The sequence below is a fragment of the Fuscovulum ytuae genome (assembly GCF_029953595.1).
GTDB classification, from domain to species: Bacteria; Pseudomonadota; Alphaproteobacteria; order Rhodobacterales; family Rhodobacteraceae; genus Paragemmobacter; species Paragemmobacter ytuae.
In genome coordinates this window covers 106,005-120,174 of record NZ_CP124536.1, presented here as the reverse complement: position 1 = coordinate 120,174, position 14,170 = coordinate 106,005, and the positions used below count along the sequence as shown (strand labels likewise).

General features: G+C 64.3%; 19 protein-coding genes and 1 riboswitch. Of the genes, 10 read left to right on the top strand and 9 right to left on the bottom strand.

Annotation, left to right across the window (positions count from 1 at the left end; genetic code table 11):
- Positions 1-214 precede the first annotated feature (214 nt).
- Both QF092_RS19245 and QF092_RS19240 read left to right on the top strand, forming a co-directional pair.
- Positions 215-442 (top strand): AbrB/MazE/SpoVT family DNA-binding domain-containing protein, encoded by a 228-nt coding sequence (locus QF092_RS19245; RefSeq protein ID WP_281470261.1) that lies wholly within the window; start codon positions 215-217, stop codon positions 440-442.
- Positions 432-827, top strand: a complete 396-nt coding sequence (locus QF092_RS19240) for a PIN domain-containing protein (RefSeq protein WP_281470377.1) — start codon at positions 432-434, stop codon at positions 825-827. Before QF092_RS19245 ends, QF092_RS19240 begins: the two co-directional genes overlap by 11 nt.
- Positions 828-905: 78 nt before the next feature.
- Here QF092_RS19240 and QF092_RS19235 read toward each other — a convergent pair whose 3' ends face one another.
- Complete coding sequence (locus QF092_RS19235; RefSeq protein WP_281470259.1) at positions 906-1,790, bottom strand: recombinase family protein; 885 nt, start codon at positions 1,788-1,790, stop codon at positions 906-908.
- A gap of 227 nt (positions 1,791-2,017) precedes the next feature.
- Here QF092_RS19235 and QF092_RS19230 point away from each other — a divergent pair, with 227 nt between their 5' ends.
- A complete protein-coding gene (locus tag QF092_RS19230) occupies positions 2,018-3,085 on the top strand; it encodes a hypothetical protein (RefSeq protein WP_281470257.1) in 1,068 nt (355 codons plus the stop codon).
- Positions 3,086-3,206: 121 nt separating this feature from the next.
- Here QF092_RS19230 and QF092_RS19225 read toward each other — a convergent pair whose 3' ends face one another.
- Positions 3,207-3,872 carry an ArsR/SmtB family transcription factor gene (locus QF092_RS19225; RefSeq protein ID WP_161768450.1) on the bottom strand — a complete coding sequence of 222 codons (666 nt, stop codon included), beginning with the start codon at positions 3,870-3,872 and terminating at the stop codon, positions 3,207-3,209.
- A gap of 88 nt (positions 3,873-3,960) precedes the next feature.
- Between QF092_RS19225 and QF092_RS19220 the strand changes: the two genes are divergently transcribed.
- Both QF092_RS19220 and bluB read left to right on the top strand, forming a co-directional pair.
- The gene (locus tag QF092_RS19220; RefSeq protein ID WP_281470253.1) at positions 3,961-4,815 is read left to right on the top strand and encodes a sterol desaturase family protein; all 855 of its coding nucleotides are present in this window, start codon (positions 3,961-3,963) and stop codon (positions 4,813-4,815) included.
- Positions 4,816-4,871: 56 nt separating this feature from the next.
- Positions 4,872-5,058, top strand: a riboswitch (cobalamin riboswitch).
- Between the two features lie 43 nt (positions 5,059-5,101).
- Positions 5,102-5,824, top strand: coding sequence for a 5,6-dimethylbenzimidazole synthase (gene bluB / locus QF092_RS19215; RefSeq protein WP_281470251.1), 723 nt, complete (start codon positions 5,102-5,104; stop codon positions 5,822-5,824).
- A gap of 45 nt (positions 5,825-5,869) precedes the next feature.
- Here the strand turns inward: bluB and QF092_RS19210 are convergent, their stop codons facing one another.
- The 7 genes from QF092_RS19210 to QF092_RS19180 are packed head-to-tail and all read right to left on the bottom strand — an operon-like array spanning position 5,870 to position 10,582.
- On the bottom strand, positions 5,870-6,250 hold the full coding sequence (locus tag QF092_RS19210) for a hypothetical protein (RefSeq protein WP_281470249.1): 381 nt from the start codon (positions 6,248-6,250) through the stop codon (positions 5,870-5,872).
- Between the two features lie 15 nt (positions 6,251-6,265).
- The gene (locus QF092_RS19205; protein WP_281470247.1) at positions 6,266-6,958 is read right to left on the bottom strand and encodes an ABC transporter ATP-binding protein; all 693 of its coding nucleotides are present in this window, start codon (positions 6,956-6,958) and stop codon (positions 6,266-6,268) included.
- A 3-nt stretch (positions 6,959-6,961) separates the two neighbouring features.
- Positions 6,962-8,095 carry an ABC transporter permease gene (locus tag QF092_RS19200; protein ID WP_281470245.1) on the bottom strand — a complete coding sequence of 378 codons (1,134 nt, stop codon included), beginning with the start codon at positions 8,093-8,095 and terminating at the stop codon, positions 6,962-6,964.
- On the bottom strand, positions 8,092-9,237 hold the full coding sequence (locus tag QF092_RS19195) for an efflux RND transporter periplasmic adaptor subunit (RefSeq protein ID WP_281470243.1): 1,146 nt from the start codon (positions 9,235-9,237) through the stop codon (positions 8,092-8,094). The genes QF092_RS19200 and QF092_RS19195 overlap by 4 nt, the downstream gene beginning before the upstream one ends.
- Positions 9,238-9,240: 3 nt before the next feature.
- Positions 9,241-9,837, bottom strand: a complete 597-nt coding sequence (locus QF092_RS19190; protein WP_107326294.1) for a TetR/AcrR family transcriptional regulator — start codon at positions 9,835-9,837, stop codon at positions 9,241-9,243.
- Positions 9,838-9,890: 53 nt separating this feature from the next.
- Positions 9,891-10,166: a DUF6522 family protein gene (locus QF092_RS19185; RefSeq protein WP_281470241.1), complete on the bottom strand. Its 276-nt coding sequence runs from the start codon at positions 10,164-10,166 to the stop codon at positions 9,891-9,893.
- Positions 10,163-10,582 (bottom strand): Rrf2 family transcriptional regulator, encoded by a 420-nt coding sequence (locus tag QF092_RS19180; RefSeq protein ID WP_281470239.1) that lies wholly within the window; start codon positions 10,580-10,582, stop codon positions 10,163-10,165. The genes QF092_RS19185 and QF092_RS19180 overlap by 4 nt, the downstream gene beginning before the upstream one ends.
- 75 nt (positions 10,583-10,657) lie before the next feature.
- On the opposite strand from QF092_RS19180, the gene QF092_RS19175 reads away from it, so the two are divergent.
- Genes QF092_RS19175 through QF092_RS19155 form a run of 5 tightly spaced genes read left to right on the top strand, consistent with a single transcriptional unit; the run spans position 10,658 to position 14,168 of the window.
- Positions 10,658-11,116 carry a group III truncated hemoglobin gene (locus QF092_RS19175; protein WP_281470237.1) on the top strand — a complete coding sequence of 153 codons (459 nt, stop codon included), beginning with the start codon at positions 10,658-10,660 and terminating at the stop codon, positions 11,114-11,116.
- 13 nt (positions 11,117-11,129) lie between these two features.
- Positions 11,130-11,618 (top strand): hemerythrin domain-containing protein, encoded by a 489-nt coding sequence (locus QF092_RS19170; RefSeq protein WP_281470235.1) that lies wholly within the window; start codon positions 11,130-11,132, stop codon positions 11,616-11,618.
- Positions 11,619-11,646: 28 nt separating this feature from the next.
- The gene (locus tag QF092_RS19165) at positions 11,647-12,294 is read left to right on the top strand and encodes a 5-formyltetrahydrofolate cyclo-ligase (RefSeq protein ID WP_281470234.1); all 648 of its coding nucleotides are present in this window, start codon (positions 11,647-11,649) and stop codon (positions 12,292-12,294) included.
- Complete coding sequence (locus QF092_RS19160; RefSeq protein ID WP_281470383.1) at positions 12,294-13,499, top strand: NnrS family protein; 1,206 nt, start codon at positions 12,294-12,296, stop codon at positions 13,497-13,499. Before QF092_RS19165 ends, QF092_RS19160 begins: the two co-directional genes overlap by 1 nt.
- A 6-nt stretch (positions 13,500-13,505) precedes the next feature.
- Positions 13,506-14,168, top strand: a complete 663-nt coding sequence (locus QF092_RS19155) for an NnrU family protein (RefSeq protein WP_281470232.1) — start codon at positions 13,506-13,508, stop codon at positions 14,166-14,168.
- The last annotated feature ends 2 nt before the right edge of the window (positions 14,169-14,170 follow it).

Below are 14,170 nucleotides of genomic sequence, written 5' to 3'. Positions count from 1 at the left end.
TGCCCTCGCGCGCCCGTGGCGTGTTCACGGAATTTGGCGTTTAGTCGCCCTTTTCCGTGACTATTGCCGGAGGACTCAGATTCGTGCAAGCTCTTTCTAAATCTGGTGTCAGGCGCTGCATGATGCACAAGAGTAGCCCGGGCTCGTGGACAGGCTTGCCCAAGCAACCAACATGATATACATTGCAGAACGTATATCCACGCAGGAGGTCAGGATGCAGGTCGCAAAATGGGGCAACTCGCTTGCCGTCCGTTTACCCGCTGAGCTTGTCCGGGAACTTGGCCTCAAGGAAGGCGATCAGATCGACCTGGTCAAGGACGACGGCCAGGTCAGAGTCCGTCGTCTGGCGCGCGCGGATGAGGTGCTGACGGGTCTGCGCCGCTTCCGGGGCAAGCTGCCCGCTGCGGGACGCCTGAGCCGCGATGACGCGCATGAGCGCTGAGTTCGCGGACACGAATGTCGTTCTTTACCTGCTCGACGATGGCCCGAAGGCCGATCGCGCCGAGGTTATCCTGGGGCAGGGGCCCCGGATCAGCGTTCAGGTCCTGAACGAGACGCTGGTGAACTGTCGCCGCAAGGCTGGCATGAGCTGGGAGGAAGCAGGGGCGTTTCTTGAGAGCATTCGTGCCTTGTGCCCCGTCGAAGACCTGACCATTCAGACCCACGACGTCGGCCGCGCCTTGGCGGAACGCTACAGCTTCTCGATCTACGACGCCATGATCATGGCCAGCGCTTTGGTTGCGGGCTGCACCACGCTGTGGAGCGAGGACATGCAAGATGGCCTGCTGGTCGAAGGCCAGCTTCGCATCATCAACCCTTTTGCGTGAGCAGACAGTTTCTGAGCATGGCGCTGGCCAAAGCCGTGTAATCCTTCCATGTCGTGGAGGATTTGCAAGGTATCTCGACTACTCAAGCAGCCCCAGCCTCTCGGCCCGCTCCAGCAGCATCTTCACCGAAGAGGGTTGCCAGCTTGCCCGCCCGCGAGGCGTGCGCTCGCGCATCGCCTCTAGCCGGGTGCAGATCGCCTGAAGCGTGATGTCGGGGTCCGCGCCCTTGATGGCAGCGACGATGGCGGGCAGGCGGTCGTCGGTTTCGCGGCGGCCGGCGCGGTCCAGTACCGTGGGCGGCAGGAAGCCGTCCCGGACATAGGCGTTGACCGCGCGCAAAAGCCGGCTTTGCGTCCATTGACGCTCGCGGGGCAGGGGGCCGTTGACGATGCGCACTACGTCTTCCCAGGCCAAGTCCGGGCGCAGGCGACGGATATGGGGAACCCAGTCCTGCGCCGTCTCGTTCAGGCGTTCCATGTAGCCGTCCTGTCGCGCCAGCCGCACCTTGCGCAACGCCGCCGGATCACGGGCGCGGAGGCCCGGATTGCCGCCGACCCGGCCCTTGGTTCGTGCGCTGGCCAGCCCGGCCTTGGTGCGTTCGCGGATCAGGGCGCGCTCGAACTCGGCCGCGGCGCCTAAGACCTGGAGGGTGAACTTGCCCTGCGGGGAGGACGTGTCGATCGGGTCCATGAGTGAACGGAAGAAGGCGCCCTTCGCCTCCAGCCGTTCGATCACCTCAAGGAGATGCGAGAGCGACCGCGCCAGCCGGTCGATGCGCACCACGACCAGCGTATCGCCCTTGCCAATCCGCTCGAGCACGCGGGCCAGCACCGGCCGCGCGCGGTTCCCGCCCGAGGCTTGCTCTTCATGGATCTCTGCGCAGCCCGCGGATTTCAGGGCCTGCGACTGGGGCAGGGGGGTCTGATCCTCTGTCGAGACGCGCGCGTAGCCTATCAATGGCATCAAAACAGGCCGTTTGCAATTTCATCTATCGCCAATAAACGACCGTTTGTAAACGGAAGCAAGGGCGCTCTTTGCGGTGCTGTCCATCGAAAAGCCCTTGGTTTCCTGAGGCTGACCACGGTCAGAGAGGTCTCGAAGACCATCGCGCGCGCGTGCTATATACAACTGTGTCGACGCCCCCCAACAAAACCCTTTGGTAAAGTGCAAACTGCACGTATTTTGCACATATGAAACCTCAAGCATCCGTCTTGCATGATGATTTCGAGGTACCTCCCATTGCCGTTGGAGAGGTCGATGAGACGTCAGACAACAATCTGTGGTTCCTGCCCGGTCCGATCGAAGAGGAAACCGACGATCTGCCGCCTGGACCACGGGCGGAGCCCCGCGAGATGGCGGTTCTCGACGACTGGCGGAAGGCCGAGGCGGGGCATGCCGCGCGCCTCGCCCGCGTCGCGGGTCGGCTTGGAGCGCTGGATGAACGGCTAAAGCGCGGACCAGAGGGGTGGCGGCACAGACTGGCCCTGATCGAGGCGGCCGACCTGAGTTGGTTCGCCGGGGATCGAGTCGCGCCGGATAGGTTGGCACTGTGGATCTCCATGCGCCTTTCGGGAGTCCAAGACGACACAACAGCGCTGGCGCGGGTGGGGTGGGCGGTGCGGCGCCTGACGGGTGGGCCGGGGCCAGACGTCGACCTGTCTGCCTTCCTGGATCGCCGTGACCCCGAGAACATGGATGATGTGGCAGAACCATTCTCCGATCGAGCCGAGGGGTGGCTGGACCTTATGGCGCAAGCTGACGATCTGCACCCGATCACCCGCGCCTGCATGGGCTTCCACCTTTGGAACCTAGCAGGACTCGGGCAGCACAGTGACCGGATGGAAGCGGCGGTGACCGCCGCACGCATCTCGGCCAGCGAAGGGAGGGGCGCAGTCTTTACGCCGCTGGCGATGGGCGGGGCAGGGGGCCTGCGCGCAGGTGGCTCACAGACTGTCCGTCTGGCGCGCTGGCTCGACGGGATGGAAACAGCAAGCCTGACCGCGATGCGGCACCTCGACGATATCGAAGCATGGTCAGCGCGGGCAGAAATCGAGATGTCACCGCTCTCGGGAAAGACACCGCGGGCGCTGCGCGCCGTACTGACCGAATGGCCCCTCGTCTCGGCCCCCATGGCCGAGACCATGACCGGCGCCAGTCGAGCGGCCGTGCAGCGCAACCTTGCCTGGATGGAAGCGCGGGGTCTGATCCGCGAGATGACAGGCCAGGGGCGATACCGGATGTGGCGCGCGACGAACTAGGGTCGCCGTATCAGGTGTCAGCCATCGGGCAATATGATTGCATCGTCAACGAAGATGGAGCGCGATGAGCGAAGTCCTGTCCTTTCGAAACCGGGCGCCGTCCTATTGAGCCCAACAACGCTCAGCCCACGTCGATGAGCACTGGTCTTCCATCCTCACGCCATTCAGGCAAACCACCTTCCAGCCGCCGCGCGTTTAGACCGTGGCGGCGCAAAGTGGCGACGGCCTGATGGGCATAGACGCAGTATGGGCCGCGGCAATAGGCGACAATCTCGGCGTCATGCGCAAGTGTTGGGAGGATTTGCTCCAACTGCGCCAGGGTGGCGTTCCGCGCACCGGGGATGTGGCCCGCAGCGTATTCGTCGGAGGGCCGGACATCGAGAACAGTGACAGAGCCTTCCGCGAGCCGTGCGGCGAGGACCGCGCGACTGACCGGTTCGGGCGCGTCATAGCCGCCCGAGAGGCCCCGCAGGATGCGCTCGACTTGTGCCAGGTTACGTTCGGCCACGATGCGCAAAAGGTCCATGAGCGCGAGCGTCTTCGCGTCGGTCAGCCGGTAGATCACTGCTTTGCCGTCACGGCGGCTGGTGACGAGAGCGGCCCGTCGCAACTGTTGCAGGTGCTGCGAGCAGTTGGCGATGGTCAGGCCGGTCTTGTCGGCCAGTGCCTCCACCCCGCGCTCGCCTTGCGCCAGTTGTTCCAGCAGCATCAGACGCGCCGGTGCCGACAGGGCGCGCGCGACGAGGGCGTATTCCTCCAACAGGGCCAGCTTCGGGCTGATTGACAAGGACTGTCTCCTGACGCTACATCATTCAAGCGATAACTTGAATAATAGCGATTCCAGCGCGCCCCACAAGCCCCAAGGCCAGCGATCCATGTCCGAGACCATCCTTGCCACCGAGGCGACCATCCGGCTTGCCATCTTTCTGGGTGTTCTGGCGGCGATGGCGCTTTGGGAAGTGGCAGCCCCCCGGCGCAGACGGGAGATCCCGCGTGTGATCCGCTGGACGAACAACCTTGCTCTGGTGGTGGTGGATACGGTCATCCTGCGGCTGAGTTTTCCGATCCTCGCGGTCGGTCTGGCCGTCATGGCCGAGGATCGTGGCTGGGGCCTGCTCAACAACATCGATGTGCCAGTCTGGGTCGCAATCATCGTCTCGATGCTGCTGCTCGATCTGGCGATCTACCTTCAGCACGTGATGTTCCACGCCGTGCCCGGGCTCTGGCGGCTGCACCGGATGCACCACGCCGATCTCGATTTCGACGCAACCACGGGACTGCGTTTCCATCCCGTGGAAATCCTCATTTCAATGGGGATCAAGCTGGCAGTGGTCGCGGCGCTCGGCCCGCCCGCCGTCGCGGTGCTGCTCTTCGAGGTGGTCCTGAACGCCACCGCGCTGTTCAACCACGCCAATATCGACCTGCCACGCCCGGTGGACCGCGTGCTGCGCCTGTTCGTCGTGACGCCGGACATGCACCGCGTCCACCATTCCAAAGACCCGCGCGAGACCAACTCGAACTACGGCTTCAACTTGCCGTGGTGGGACCGGCTGCTCGGGACCTACATCGCTCAGCCCGCCAAGGGGCACGAAGGGATGGAAATCGGTATCGAACAGTTTCGTACACAGCGTGATTTGTGGCTCGACCAGATGCTGGCTCAACCCCTTCGTGGACCAGCGAGCGGCTACGCCCTCGATCCAAATTCCGGGCTGAAGGATCCCGCAGAATGATTTTACGTCTGTCTTCGTCGGGAGTGCCGCGCTGATTGCGCCAGATCGAACTTACGCCTACAGTGGCGGCGTCTGGTGCCCGCCGCTTTTCGTGGCGGGATAATCGGGAACGCAGTGAAATCCTGCGACGTGCCCAACGCTGTAAGGTAGATGGGGCTGCATTTGCCACTGGTCGAATGACCGGGAAGGCGCAGCACCCGCGCGAAGCCAAGTCAGAAGACCGGCCAGACGAAACAGGACGCGCCGAAGGCCGGCGGCGCGCCCGTTTCGACGAAGGGGGACCGTCATGTCCGTTTCTGCCTCTCCGGTCGCGGCCGGAGCCTTCAGCGAAAGCGAGCGCGCTGCCGTCTATCGCGCTATCTTCTCGCGCCGCGACGTGCGCTCGCAGTTTACGGACACACCCGTGGACAAAGATGTTCTGATGCGCATTTTGACGGCTGCCCATCATGCGCCTTCGGTTGGGTTCATGCAGCCGTGGAACTTCATCATTGTCCGGGATGCCGGTGTGAAAGGTCGGGTTCAGGCCGCCTTTGCCGATGCAAACGCTGAAGCCGAAGCGATGTTCGGACCTGACCGCCGTCCGCTCTATTCCAGCCTGAAGCTTGAAGGCATCCTGCAAGCGCCGGTCAGCATCTGTGTCACTTGCGATCGCGCGCGTGGCGGCCCTTTTGTGCTTGGTCGCACCCACGCGCCCGAGATGGACCTTTATTCGACCGTCTGTGCTGTTCAGAACCTCTGGCTGGCGGCTCGGTCGGAAGGGATTGGTGTGGGTTGGGTCAGCATCTTTCGGTCGGGCGCGTTAAGCGAGATCCTTGGCCTGCCCGAAAGCGTTGTTCCCGTGGCCTGGCTTTGCCTCGGCTACGTCGAGGAGCTTTACGACCAGCCCGAATTGGCGGCTAAGGGTTGGGCAAGCCGCCTGCCGCTGGAGCAGTTGATCTATTGCGACGCTTGGGGTCAGTGCGAGGGGGCACGGGATGTCCCGTCAGACGTGACGCCGCCTGCTTGCTAGTATCGCGGCAGGCCGCATGGTGCCCTGTGAAAGGATTGCCTTCCGTCATGCGCGACTGGACTTTTCTCTTGCCGCCACGACGCTGATCACCACCCAGATCGCAAGGCGCAGCGCCATCGCACCCATCGTCCGCGCCTCGTATGCAGTCCCGCGCCAGACCTCCAAAAGAAACATCGCAAAGATCGCTCCGGTCGCAAGGGTGATGGCGATGGCAAGGCCGGGTGCCCAGCCAGTCCTATACCAAAGCCCCAGACCCGCGATGATGTAGGCAAACCCTGCTAGGAAGTTGAACCATAGAACGAACGGGACGACGGCCCCCATGTCGGCGCCACCAAAAAGGGCGCGGCTTCCAGAAACGATGGTCAGGAGACCGAAGACGATTGCGACAACGGCGACGGCCGTCAGGGGCTTTCTGCGGGCGGGCATGGCCTTCTCCTTGGTTCAGCTGTCCACGAGACGACCATCGCGCAGGTGGATCAGGCGGTCGAAACGGTCGAAGATCTTTTCATCATGCGTCACGGCGATGATGCAGGCCTTCTGGTCGCTGGCGAGCTTTCGCAGAAGGTCCATCACAAGTTGCGCCCGACCACTGTCCAACGCAGCCGTGGGTTCATCGGCCAGGATGATCCGGGGGCGGTTCGCCAGCGCGCGGGCAATGGCGACGCGTTGCGCTTCGCCCCCGGAAAGCAGGGCCGGCTTCACCTTGGCCCGATGCCCGACTTCAAGGTAATCAAGCAGTTCGCGTGCCCGTGCTCGGCCTCTTTCGGCAGTCCAGCCCGCAAGGTCCAGCACGACCGAGACGTTCTCTTCGGCGGTCAGGAAGGGCAACAGGTTGTGCGCCTGAAAGATAAAGCCGATCTTGTCCAGGCGCAGCCGTCGCAGATCGCTGCGGAGCCATTTGCCGTCGAACACCGCATCGCCATCCAGTTCGACCCGGCCCGCGGTCGGGGCAAGAATGCAGCCGATCACGTTCAGCAGCGTCGTCTTGCCCGAACCGGACGGGCCCAGCAGCGCGATGACTTCGCCGACATGCACCCGCAGATCCACGGACCGCAAGGCATCGACACGGGTTTCGCCTTCGCCATAATGCTTGGCGACGCCCCGCACATCGACCAGAATGTCGCCCGGCGCCATGGGTCAGCCCCCGAGCGCTGTGGCAGGGTCAACCTTCAGCGCCGCGCGGACGCCAAGACCCGAGGCGACAAGGCAGACCATCAGGATGATGCCTGTCAGCACCAGCGCATTGAACGGCTCAAGCACAACGCGGCGGGGAAAGCTGTCCTTGACCAGAAGGATCAGGGCCAGCCCGATCCCGAGGCCAGAGATGCCAAGGATCAGCGCCTGTTGCACGATCAGGCCCACGATGGTTCGATCCGGGGCGCCGATCAGCTTCAGGGTAGCGATCTGCTTCAGCTTCTCCATGGTCATTGTGTAGATGATGAGCGCAATCACCACGGCGCTGACAGACAGCAGGATCCCCAGGAACAGACCGATCTGGCGCCGCGCCCGGTCCACCACCGAGGCAAGCAGAAGCTGCTCCTGTTCACCTTGGCTGAGGGCGGAGAGGTGTTTCCATTGCCGAACTGTCGCGGTCAGAAGCGCCACATCTGCACCGGGCTGCAGCCGGGCAACAACGGCGGCCACCGTCGGTGGGCGCAGGCCGCCATCGCCCCGGGCCGCCTGCACCCGGGCAGCGGCCGGGTCCATCGCCGTCTGCAACGTCAGTGCATCAGCCAAAGTCACATAGACCGCCGGATCGCCGCCTGAGTTCATCGCATCCTCGACCAATCCCACGACGGTAAAGCGGTCGCGTCCCAGCCGGATGGTCTCTCCGGGCACCAGACCGGTCTTGCGGTCTGCCAGCAGTTCAAAGTGGCTTCTGCCCAGCCCCCGCCCTTCGGTAATGCGCTGCGGTCCGCCGGGACGACCGGGTTCAAAGCCGATGACATAGAGCCGCAAGGTCCCGCCGGCATGGCTGGCCTCGATCGTTTGGTAAGTGATGGCCCCGGCCTCGGCCACTCCGGGCATGCGGGCCACGGCGTCCCGGGTCGTGGCCGGGATGCTTGACGCTTCGGCAAAGGGGCCTTGTGTGCCAGCCTCGACCACCCAGACATCAGCGGCAGGGGCCTTCACGACGGCCAGGGCATCGGCGACAAGGCCGTTGTAGATGCCGATCATCGCCAGCACGACCGTCATCAGAAGCCCAAGTCCCAAACAGGTCAGGACAAAGCGGAAGAGACCGTGGCGGATATCCTTGATGGCAAGGTTCATGGCGCGGCTCCGATGCGGGCAGGCCGACCTTCATCCACGCCTTGCAGCGGGACGGCCACGACCTGCGCAGCATCGGGCAACCCGCCCGTCACTTCCACCCGGCCCCGGTCGTCACGCGCGCCGAATGTCAGGTCGGCGCGCGAAAGCCTACTGTCCTGGACGATCCAGACCGTGCCGCGATACCCGTCGAAGCCGATAATCGCCACTTCAGGCACCATCAGGGCCGTGGCGCGTGTGGCAGTCAGGATGCGCACCTCGGCTTGTTCGCCCAGAAACATTTGCTGCGGGCAATCCGAGCAGGTCAGCCAGACGCGGCGTTCCTCATTCACCCGGTCGCTTTCCACTCCGATGCGGGTGATCGTGCCTGTGAATTCGCTGGCAGGCTGAGACCGCAGACGGATGGTGCCGGGCTGGCCAAGGGCCAGCTGACCAGCGCGTTCTTCGTCAATGTAGGCCTGAATCCAAATCGTATCGGGGTCGATCAGGGTAAAGATCGGATCGCCTGACCGAACCACGGCCCCGGTTTCGGCCAGGCGTGTCACAACCAGCGCATCAAAGGGTGCGGTCAAGCGGTGACGGTCCAGCAGCGTCTGTTCAAGTTGCAGGGCAGCGACTGCATCCTGCCCTTGAGCGCGAATGACGGCGAGTTCCGCTTCGGCAACTTTCACGTCAGCACGAGCGACGTCTTCATCTCGCTGCGCCTCCTCCGCGCGCTGGATGGATGCGGCTTCCTGTCGGGTCAACTCGGCCTGCCGGCGGTTGGCCGCCTCGCGCTGCGCCAGGATTGCCGTGGCGCGGAGGACAGCCGCTTCGGCCTTGGCCTGATTGGCAGCGTTCGCCGCCACGGCGGCCTGGGCACGCGCGAGCCGCGCCTCCTGCTCATCCTGATTCAGCGCGGCCAGCGCTTGCCCCTGTGCCACGCGGTCACCTGCATCGACCGTAAGCGACATCAGTGTTCCGCTGGACTCAAATCCTACGCGCGCCAGTACCCTCGCCTCGACGGTTCCGAGCCCGTAGATGCGAAGGGCCACATCGGTTTCGGGCTGCACGACCGCCACCGTCAACGGACGCTCGGTCAGGTACATCGCTCCTGCACCGATGCTCAGGGTCGCCACCACCGCGATGATCCAGATGGTCCGCATCGGTCAGCCTCCTTCCACCCCAAGCAGGTGCAGCTGGACATCCAGAAGGCGCAGCCCTTCGGCCTGCAGGCCAAAGTCGCGCGCGCCCAGTGACCAGCGGATCGCCACCCCCTGCACCAGGGAAGTCAGCAAGACCGCCACATCCGCCGCTGCAACGTCATCGCGCAGGGTATGGGACTGCTGGCCCAGCTCGACTTCGCGCATAAGATGGCCATGGAAAGCGGTCAGCCGCCCGTGGAATGCCGTGCGCAGGGCCGCGTTCTCGACATTCAGTTCGCGGGAAAACAGCAGCATGGGCATCGCGGGTGTTGCTGCGATCTGGTCCAGTTGCGCCCGGATCAGGGCCCTGATCCTGTCAACCGGCAGCTCACTCAGTGCCACAGCCGCATTCCAGGCATGGGTCAGCGTTTCGGCCACCTGGTCGGCCACGGCACTCCACATTGCAGCCTTTGTTGGAAAATGCCTGAACAGGGCAGCCTGCGTCACGCCGACTTCGTTGGCGACGGCGCCTGTCGTCACCCGGTCCGGGCCGATCTGGTCGGCCAAGGCTAGGATCGTTGCCACGATTTCGGCCTTGCGGAGATCTGACGTCTTGCGCATCGACTCATCCAAGAAAGTAAGTGATTAATCACTTACATAATCGGATGAAGGAGTCAACGTTCCAAGTCAGACGATCGGTCCCGCACCGGAAAGCGAGAACTCGACAGGATCGTTCCTACCTCGTCGACCGTGAACCGGAGGGCGCGATTAATGTAACGGAACGTCAGGCGCCAGCGTCCCGCGTCCGTCCCCACCCCGGCCTCGCAGATCGATGTCAGGGCGCCGGTGCGCATCGACTCGCGAACGTCGGACTCGGTCAGTCCGAATGCTTCGGCGAGCAAGATTGCCGGGACGACAAAGCCTGCACCGTCACGTTCCACCTGCGTCATTGCGACACCACGAGCGGGGGCAGGGCGATATCGGCCAGTGTCGATCGGTCGAGATCCGTGAGAAAAGCTGCTTCCGCAGAACGCAGACGCGCCTTGAGCCGACAGCGCGTGTCTATCGAACAGGCACCCCCATCGGCCCCGAAACACTCGACCAAGGGCTGCCCTTCTTCCAACAACCGGATGACCTGGCCAAGCCGGATCTCGGACGCCGGTCGGGCCAGCACGGCGCCACCGCCGCCGCCGCGCCGGGTTTCGATCAGGCCTGCGCGCGCCAGATGCTGGATGATCTTGGCCAGATGATTGCGGGACAGGCCCAGGGCTTCGGCCAGTTCGGCCGTGGAGTTGGCGCGCGACGGATCGGCGGCCATCCGCATCAGCATCCGTAGCCCGAAGTCGGTGAAGGAGGTCAGCCGCATGAGGTCGGTTTCCTTGAATAGGTATTTACAATACCAATTAGCAGGCCTAAGCCAAAGCGCAAGACGGAGACTCAGATGTCCAGCGCAACTGTCAGCTTGTCCATCCCGACAACCAGGCCGGAAGTGACGGCCGCCCTTATGGTAGAGACGGGTCTTAGCCCCGATGTTCTGCGCGATCTGGTACACCGCTTTTACGGCTGTGTCCGTGCAGATGCCGTTCTGGGGCCGATCTTTGCGGCCCGCATCACCGATTGGGCCGTGCATCTTGAGCGGATGGTGACGTTCTGGTCTTCGATCGCCTTGATGACCGGGCAGTATCATGGCCGGCCGGTGCCCGCGCATACTCCGTTGCCGATCAATGCGGCACATTTTGACCGCTGGCTTGCGCTGTTCCGCGCGACAGCTGTTGATACCTGCACGCCCGCGGGAGCCTTGCACCTGATCGAGCGCGCCGAGCGGATCGCCTATTCCCTGCACATCGCCGTTCAGTCAGCCCAAAGCGACCCCGTCGCCCCACCCAAACTGTTCTTCTGACAGGAGACCTCACATGACCGAAGCTGCAGCGCCGTCCGAGCCGACCGCCCTGACCCGGCACATCGAGGAGCGCTACCATGCCCGCCACAGGGAGCAGCTTCCGCAACTGGTGGCAATGGCGGAGCGTGTCGAGGACGTGCACTTCGGCGACGTGGGCGTGCCTGACGGACTGTCGGCCCTGCTGCACGAGATGCTCGGCGAATTGGAGGTACATATGAAGAAGGAGGAACTGATCCTGTTTCCCGCGATCCGCAAGGGCGGGATGCCCGGCATCGAGACTCCGATCGCGGTGATGCGCGCCGATCATGCCGGGCATGACCGCGAGCTGGCCGAGATCCTCCGACTGACCGCAAACCTGACCTTGCCCGGCGGGGCCTGCGGCACCTGGACCGGGCTTTACCGTGGACTGGATGAGTTCGCCCGTGACCTGACCGAGCACATGCGTCTGGAGAACGACGTGCTGTTCCCGCAGTTCGAGGCGGAGCGGCGCGCCGATGTCTGAGCCGGGCCCATTCGCCTCGTCCCCCTGCATGGCTTGCGAGATCGCCCCGGACTACTTCGATCCGTTGGCTGTGGACCAAGAGCAGGCGCGCGACGTCGCCCGCTGGCGCAAGGCCGAGCGCGCGCGATTGCTCGCAGACCGTCAGGCCCTGTCCGTGTCGCAGCGTCGTGCAGCGGCAGACATGATTGCCGCGCGTGTCGATACCCTCCTTGCTGAACGTTTCCCGAATATTGACGGGCTGACGCTCTCGGCTTGGTGGCCGATCAAGGCGGAACTGAACTTGCGGCCCTGGCTGGAAAGCCTGCTCGCACGCGGCGCGAACGTCACATTGCCCGTGGTCACAGCGCCCTCTGCACCACTGGCGTTCCGCCTATGGACGCCGGATTGCAGGATGGTGCAGGGCTTCTGGAAGATCCCGGTCCCGGCTGACGGGCCAGAGGTGGTGCCTGACCTGACTCTTGCCCCCTTGGTGGGCTGGGACCCGGCAGGGTTTCGGCTGGGCTACGGCGGGGGGTACTTTGACCGCACGCTCGCCGTGCTGTCGCCTCGCCCGATGACAATCGGTATCGGTCTGCAATCTGCCCGGCTTGCCACCATCTTTCCCCAACCCCACGACATCGCACTGGACGTCATCCTGACCGAGGCCGGGGTCCAGTACGAACAGAAGGACGCATGATGACCACCACTGCCGAACAGATGCGCGCCTGGACCGGCCCTGCGATCCTGACCTACGGGTTCCGGCCATTCTTCTTCTGGGCCGCGATCTGGGCTGCGCTGGCGATGACGCTATGGGTGCCGATGCTGTCGGGTCATCTTACGCTGCCCACAGCCTTTGACCCAGTCAGCTGGCACGCGCACGAATTCCTGTTCGGCTACCTCGGCGCGGTGATCGCGGGGTTTCTCTTGACCGCTGTGCCAAACTGGACAGGCCGGTTGCCCATCGTGGGCTGGCCGCTTGGCGGGCTGTTCTTCCTGTGGCTGGCCGGGCGCGTGGCAGTTGCCATGTCGGGCGCCCTGCCTGCCGGGGTGGCGGCGACGGTCGATCTGTCCTTTCCGCTGGTTCTGGCCGCGGCCATTGGGCGTGAGATCGTGGCGGGCAAGAACTGGCGCAATCTGATCGTGCTGGCGATGCTGGCGGTCTTTGCCCTTGGCAACGGACTGTACCACTGGGAGGCGGCGCGGGGGGATTATGCCGCCCAAGGTTATGGCCTGCGACTTGGGTTGGCGGCGGGTGTCATGATGATCGCGGTCATCGGCGGGCGGATCGTACCTTCATTCACCCGGAACTGGCTGGTGCGGCGCGGGCCGGGGAAACTGCCCGCCGCGCCGATGCAGGGGCTCGACAAGGTGGCCCTGCTGTCCCTGCTGGCGGCTTTGATGGCCTGGGTCGCACTGCCGCTGTCCTTGGTGACAGGCATCCTGCTGGGGCTGGCCGGGGCACTGCACGCCATCCGACTGGCGCGATGGGCGGGTCACCGCACGGTGGCGGAGCCGCTCGTCCTGGTGCTGCATGCCGGCTATGCGTTCCTGCCGCTCGGGGCCATCGCGCTGGCGGCCGAGATCCTGATGCCGGGCGTCTTCGGGATGGCTGCAGCACAGCATCTCTGGATGGGCGGCGCTGTCGGGTTGATGACACTCGCGGTGATGACGCGTGCAACCCTGGGCCATACTGGGCAAGAGTTGCACGCAGGCCCCGGCACGGTGGCGATCTATCTGGCGCTGGTCACCGCTGTCCTGGCGCGCGTGGCCGCGGGGGTCTGGACCGATGAGGCGATGGCGATGCACAGCCTGGCCGGAGTGGCTTGGATAGGGGCCTTTGGCGGCTATGCCGTTCTGTACGGGCGGTTTCTGCTGCGCCTGCCGCCTGCGAAACGGATCTGACTGGGCATGGGCTGGAACGAATTCGCCTTTGCCTTCGGGGCCTTCTTCCTGACCCACTCCATTCCGATCCGCCCGCCGTTGCGGCCCTGGGCGGTGGCAAGGCTGGGGCATGCAGGCTTTGGCATCGCCTATTCGGCTCTCTCACTTGGCGTGCTGGCATGGTTGATCGCGGCAGCGGGTCGAGCGCCCTATGTGCCGCTTTGGGACTGGGCGCCGTGGCAGAACCATGTCGTGCTGGCCGTGATGCTGCCGGTCTGCGTGATCCTGTCGCTGGCAATTGCACGACCGAACCCCTTTTCCTTCGGCGGCGCGCAAAATGACCGGTTCGACCCGGCGAGCCCCGGAATCGTCCGCCTGACGCGGCATCCCCTGCTTCTGGCGCTCGGGATATGGTCGGCGGCGCATATCCTGCCAAACGGCGACTTGGCGCATGTGATACTGTTCGGCACCTTCGCCGGTTTCGCGATGCTTGGCGGCCGCCTTGTCGACCGGCGGCGACAGCGAGAGATGGGGCAGAGATGGCACGACCTGCGCGCAGCCCTATCGGAATGCCCCGCATCGCTATCCCTGACCACCGACACCCTTTTGCGCTTGGCTGCCGGGCTCATGCTCTATGCGGGGTTGATCTGGCTGCATCCCCTGGTGATCGGAGTGGACCCTCGGGTCTGACG

Bases quoted from the DNA above. Each gene is read 5' to 3' on its own strand.
- QF092_RS19245 (WP_281470261.1), top strand. From the start codon at position 215: ATGCAGGTCGCAAAATGGGGCAACTCGCTTGCCGTCCGTTTACCCGCT.
- QF092_RS19210 (WP_281470249.1), bottom strand. From the start codon at position 6,250: ATGCCCGCCCGCAGAAAGCCCCTGACGGCCGTCGCCGTTGTCGCAATC.
- QF092_RS19235 (WP_281470259.1), bottom strand. From the start codon at position 1,790: ATGCCATTGATAGGCTACGCGCGCGTCTCGACAGAGGATCAGACCCCC.
- bluB (WP_281470251.1), top strand. From the start codon at position 5,102: ATGTCCGTTTCTGCCTCTCCGGTCGCGGCCGGAGCCTTCAGCGAAAGC.
- QF092_RS19180 (WP_281470239.1), bottom strand. From the start codon at position 10,582: ATGCGGCTGACCTCCTTCACCGACTTCGGGCTACGGATGCTGATGCGG.
- QF092_RS19200 (WP_281470245.1), bottom strand. From the start codon at position 8,095: ATGAACCTTGCCATCAAGGATATCCGCCACGGTCTCTTCCGCTTTGTC.
- QF092_RS19160 (WP_281470383.1), top strand. From the start codon at position 12,294: ATGACCACCACTGCCGAACAGATGCGCGCCTGGACCGGCCCTGCGATC.
- QF092_RS19230 (WP_281470257.1), top strand. From the start codon at position 2,018: ATGAAACCTCAAGCATCCGTCTTGCATGATGATTTCGAGGTACCTCCC.
- QF092_RS19195 (WP_281470243.1), bottom strand. From the start codon at position 9,237: ATGCGGACCATCTGGATCATCGCGGTGGTGGCGACCCTGAGCATCGGT.
- QF092_RS19175 (WP_281470237.1), top strand. From the start codon at position 10,658: ATGTCCAGCGCAACTGTCAGCTTGTCCATCCCGACAACCAGGCCGGAA.
- QF092_RS19165 (WP_281470234.1), top strand. From the start codon at position 11,647: ATGGCTTGCGAGATCGCCCCGGACTACTTCGATCCGTTGGCTGTGGAC.
- QF092_RS19170 (WP_281470235.1), top strand. From the start codon at position 11,130: ATGACCGAAGCTGCAGCGCCGTCCGAGCCGACCGCCCTGACCCGGCAC.
- QF092_RS19185 (WP_281470241.1), bottom strand. From the start codon at position 10,166: ATGACGCAGGTGGAACGTGACGGTGCAGGCTTTGTCGTCCCGGCAATC.
- QF092_RS19240 (WP_281470377.1), top strand. From the start codon at position 432: ATGAGCGCTGAGTTCGCGGACACGAATGTCGTTCTTTACCTGCTCGAC.
- QF092_RS19190 (WP_107326294.1), bottom strand. From the start codon at position 9,837: ATGCGCAAGACGTCAGATCTCCGCAAGGCCGAAATCGTGGCAACGATC.
- QF092_RS19220 (WP_281470253.1), top strand. From the start codon at position 3,961: ATGTCCGAGACCATCCTTGCCACCGAGGCGACCATCCGGCTTGCCATC.
- QF092_RS19205 (WP_281470247.1), bottom strand. From the start codon at position 6,958: ATGGCGCCGGGCGACATTCTGGTCGATGTGCGGGGCGTCGCCAAGCAT.
- QF092_RS19155 (WP_281470232.1), top strand. From the start codon at position 13,506: ATGGGCTGGAACGAATTCGCCTTTGCCTTCGGGGCCTTCTTCCTGACC.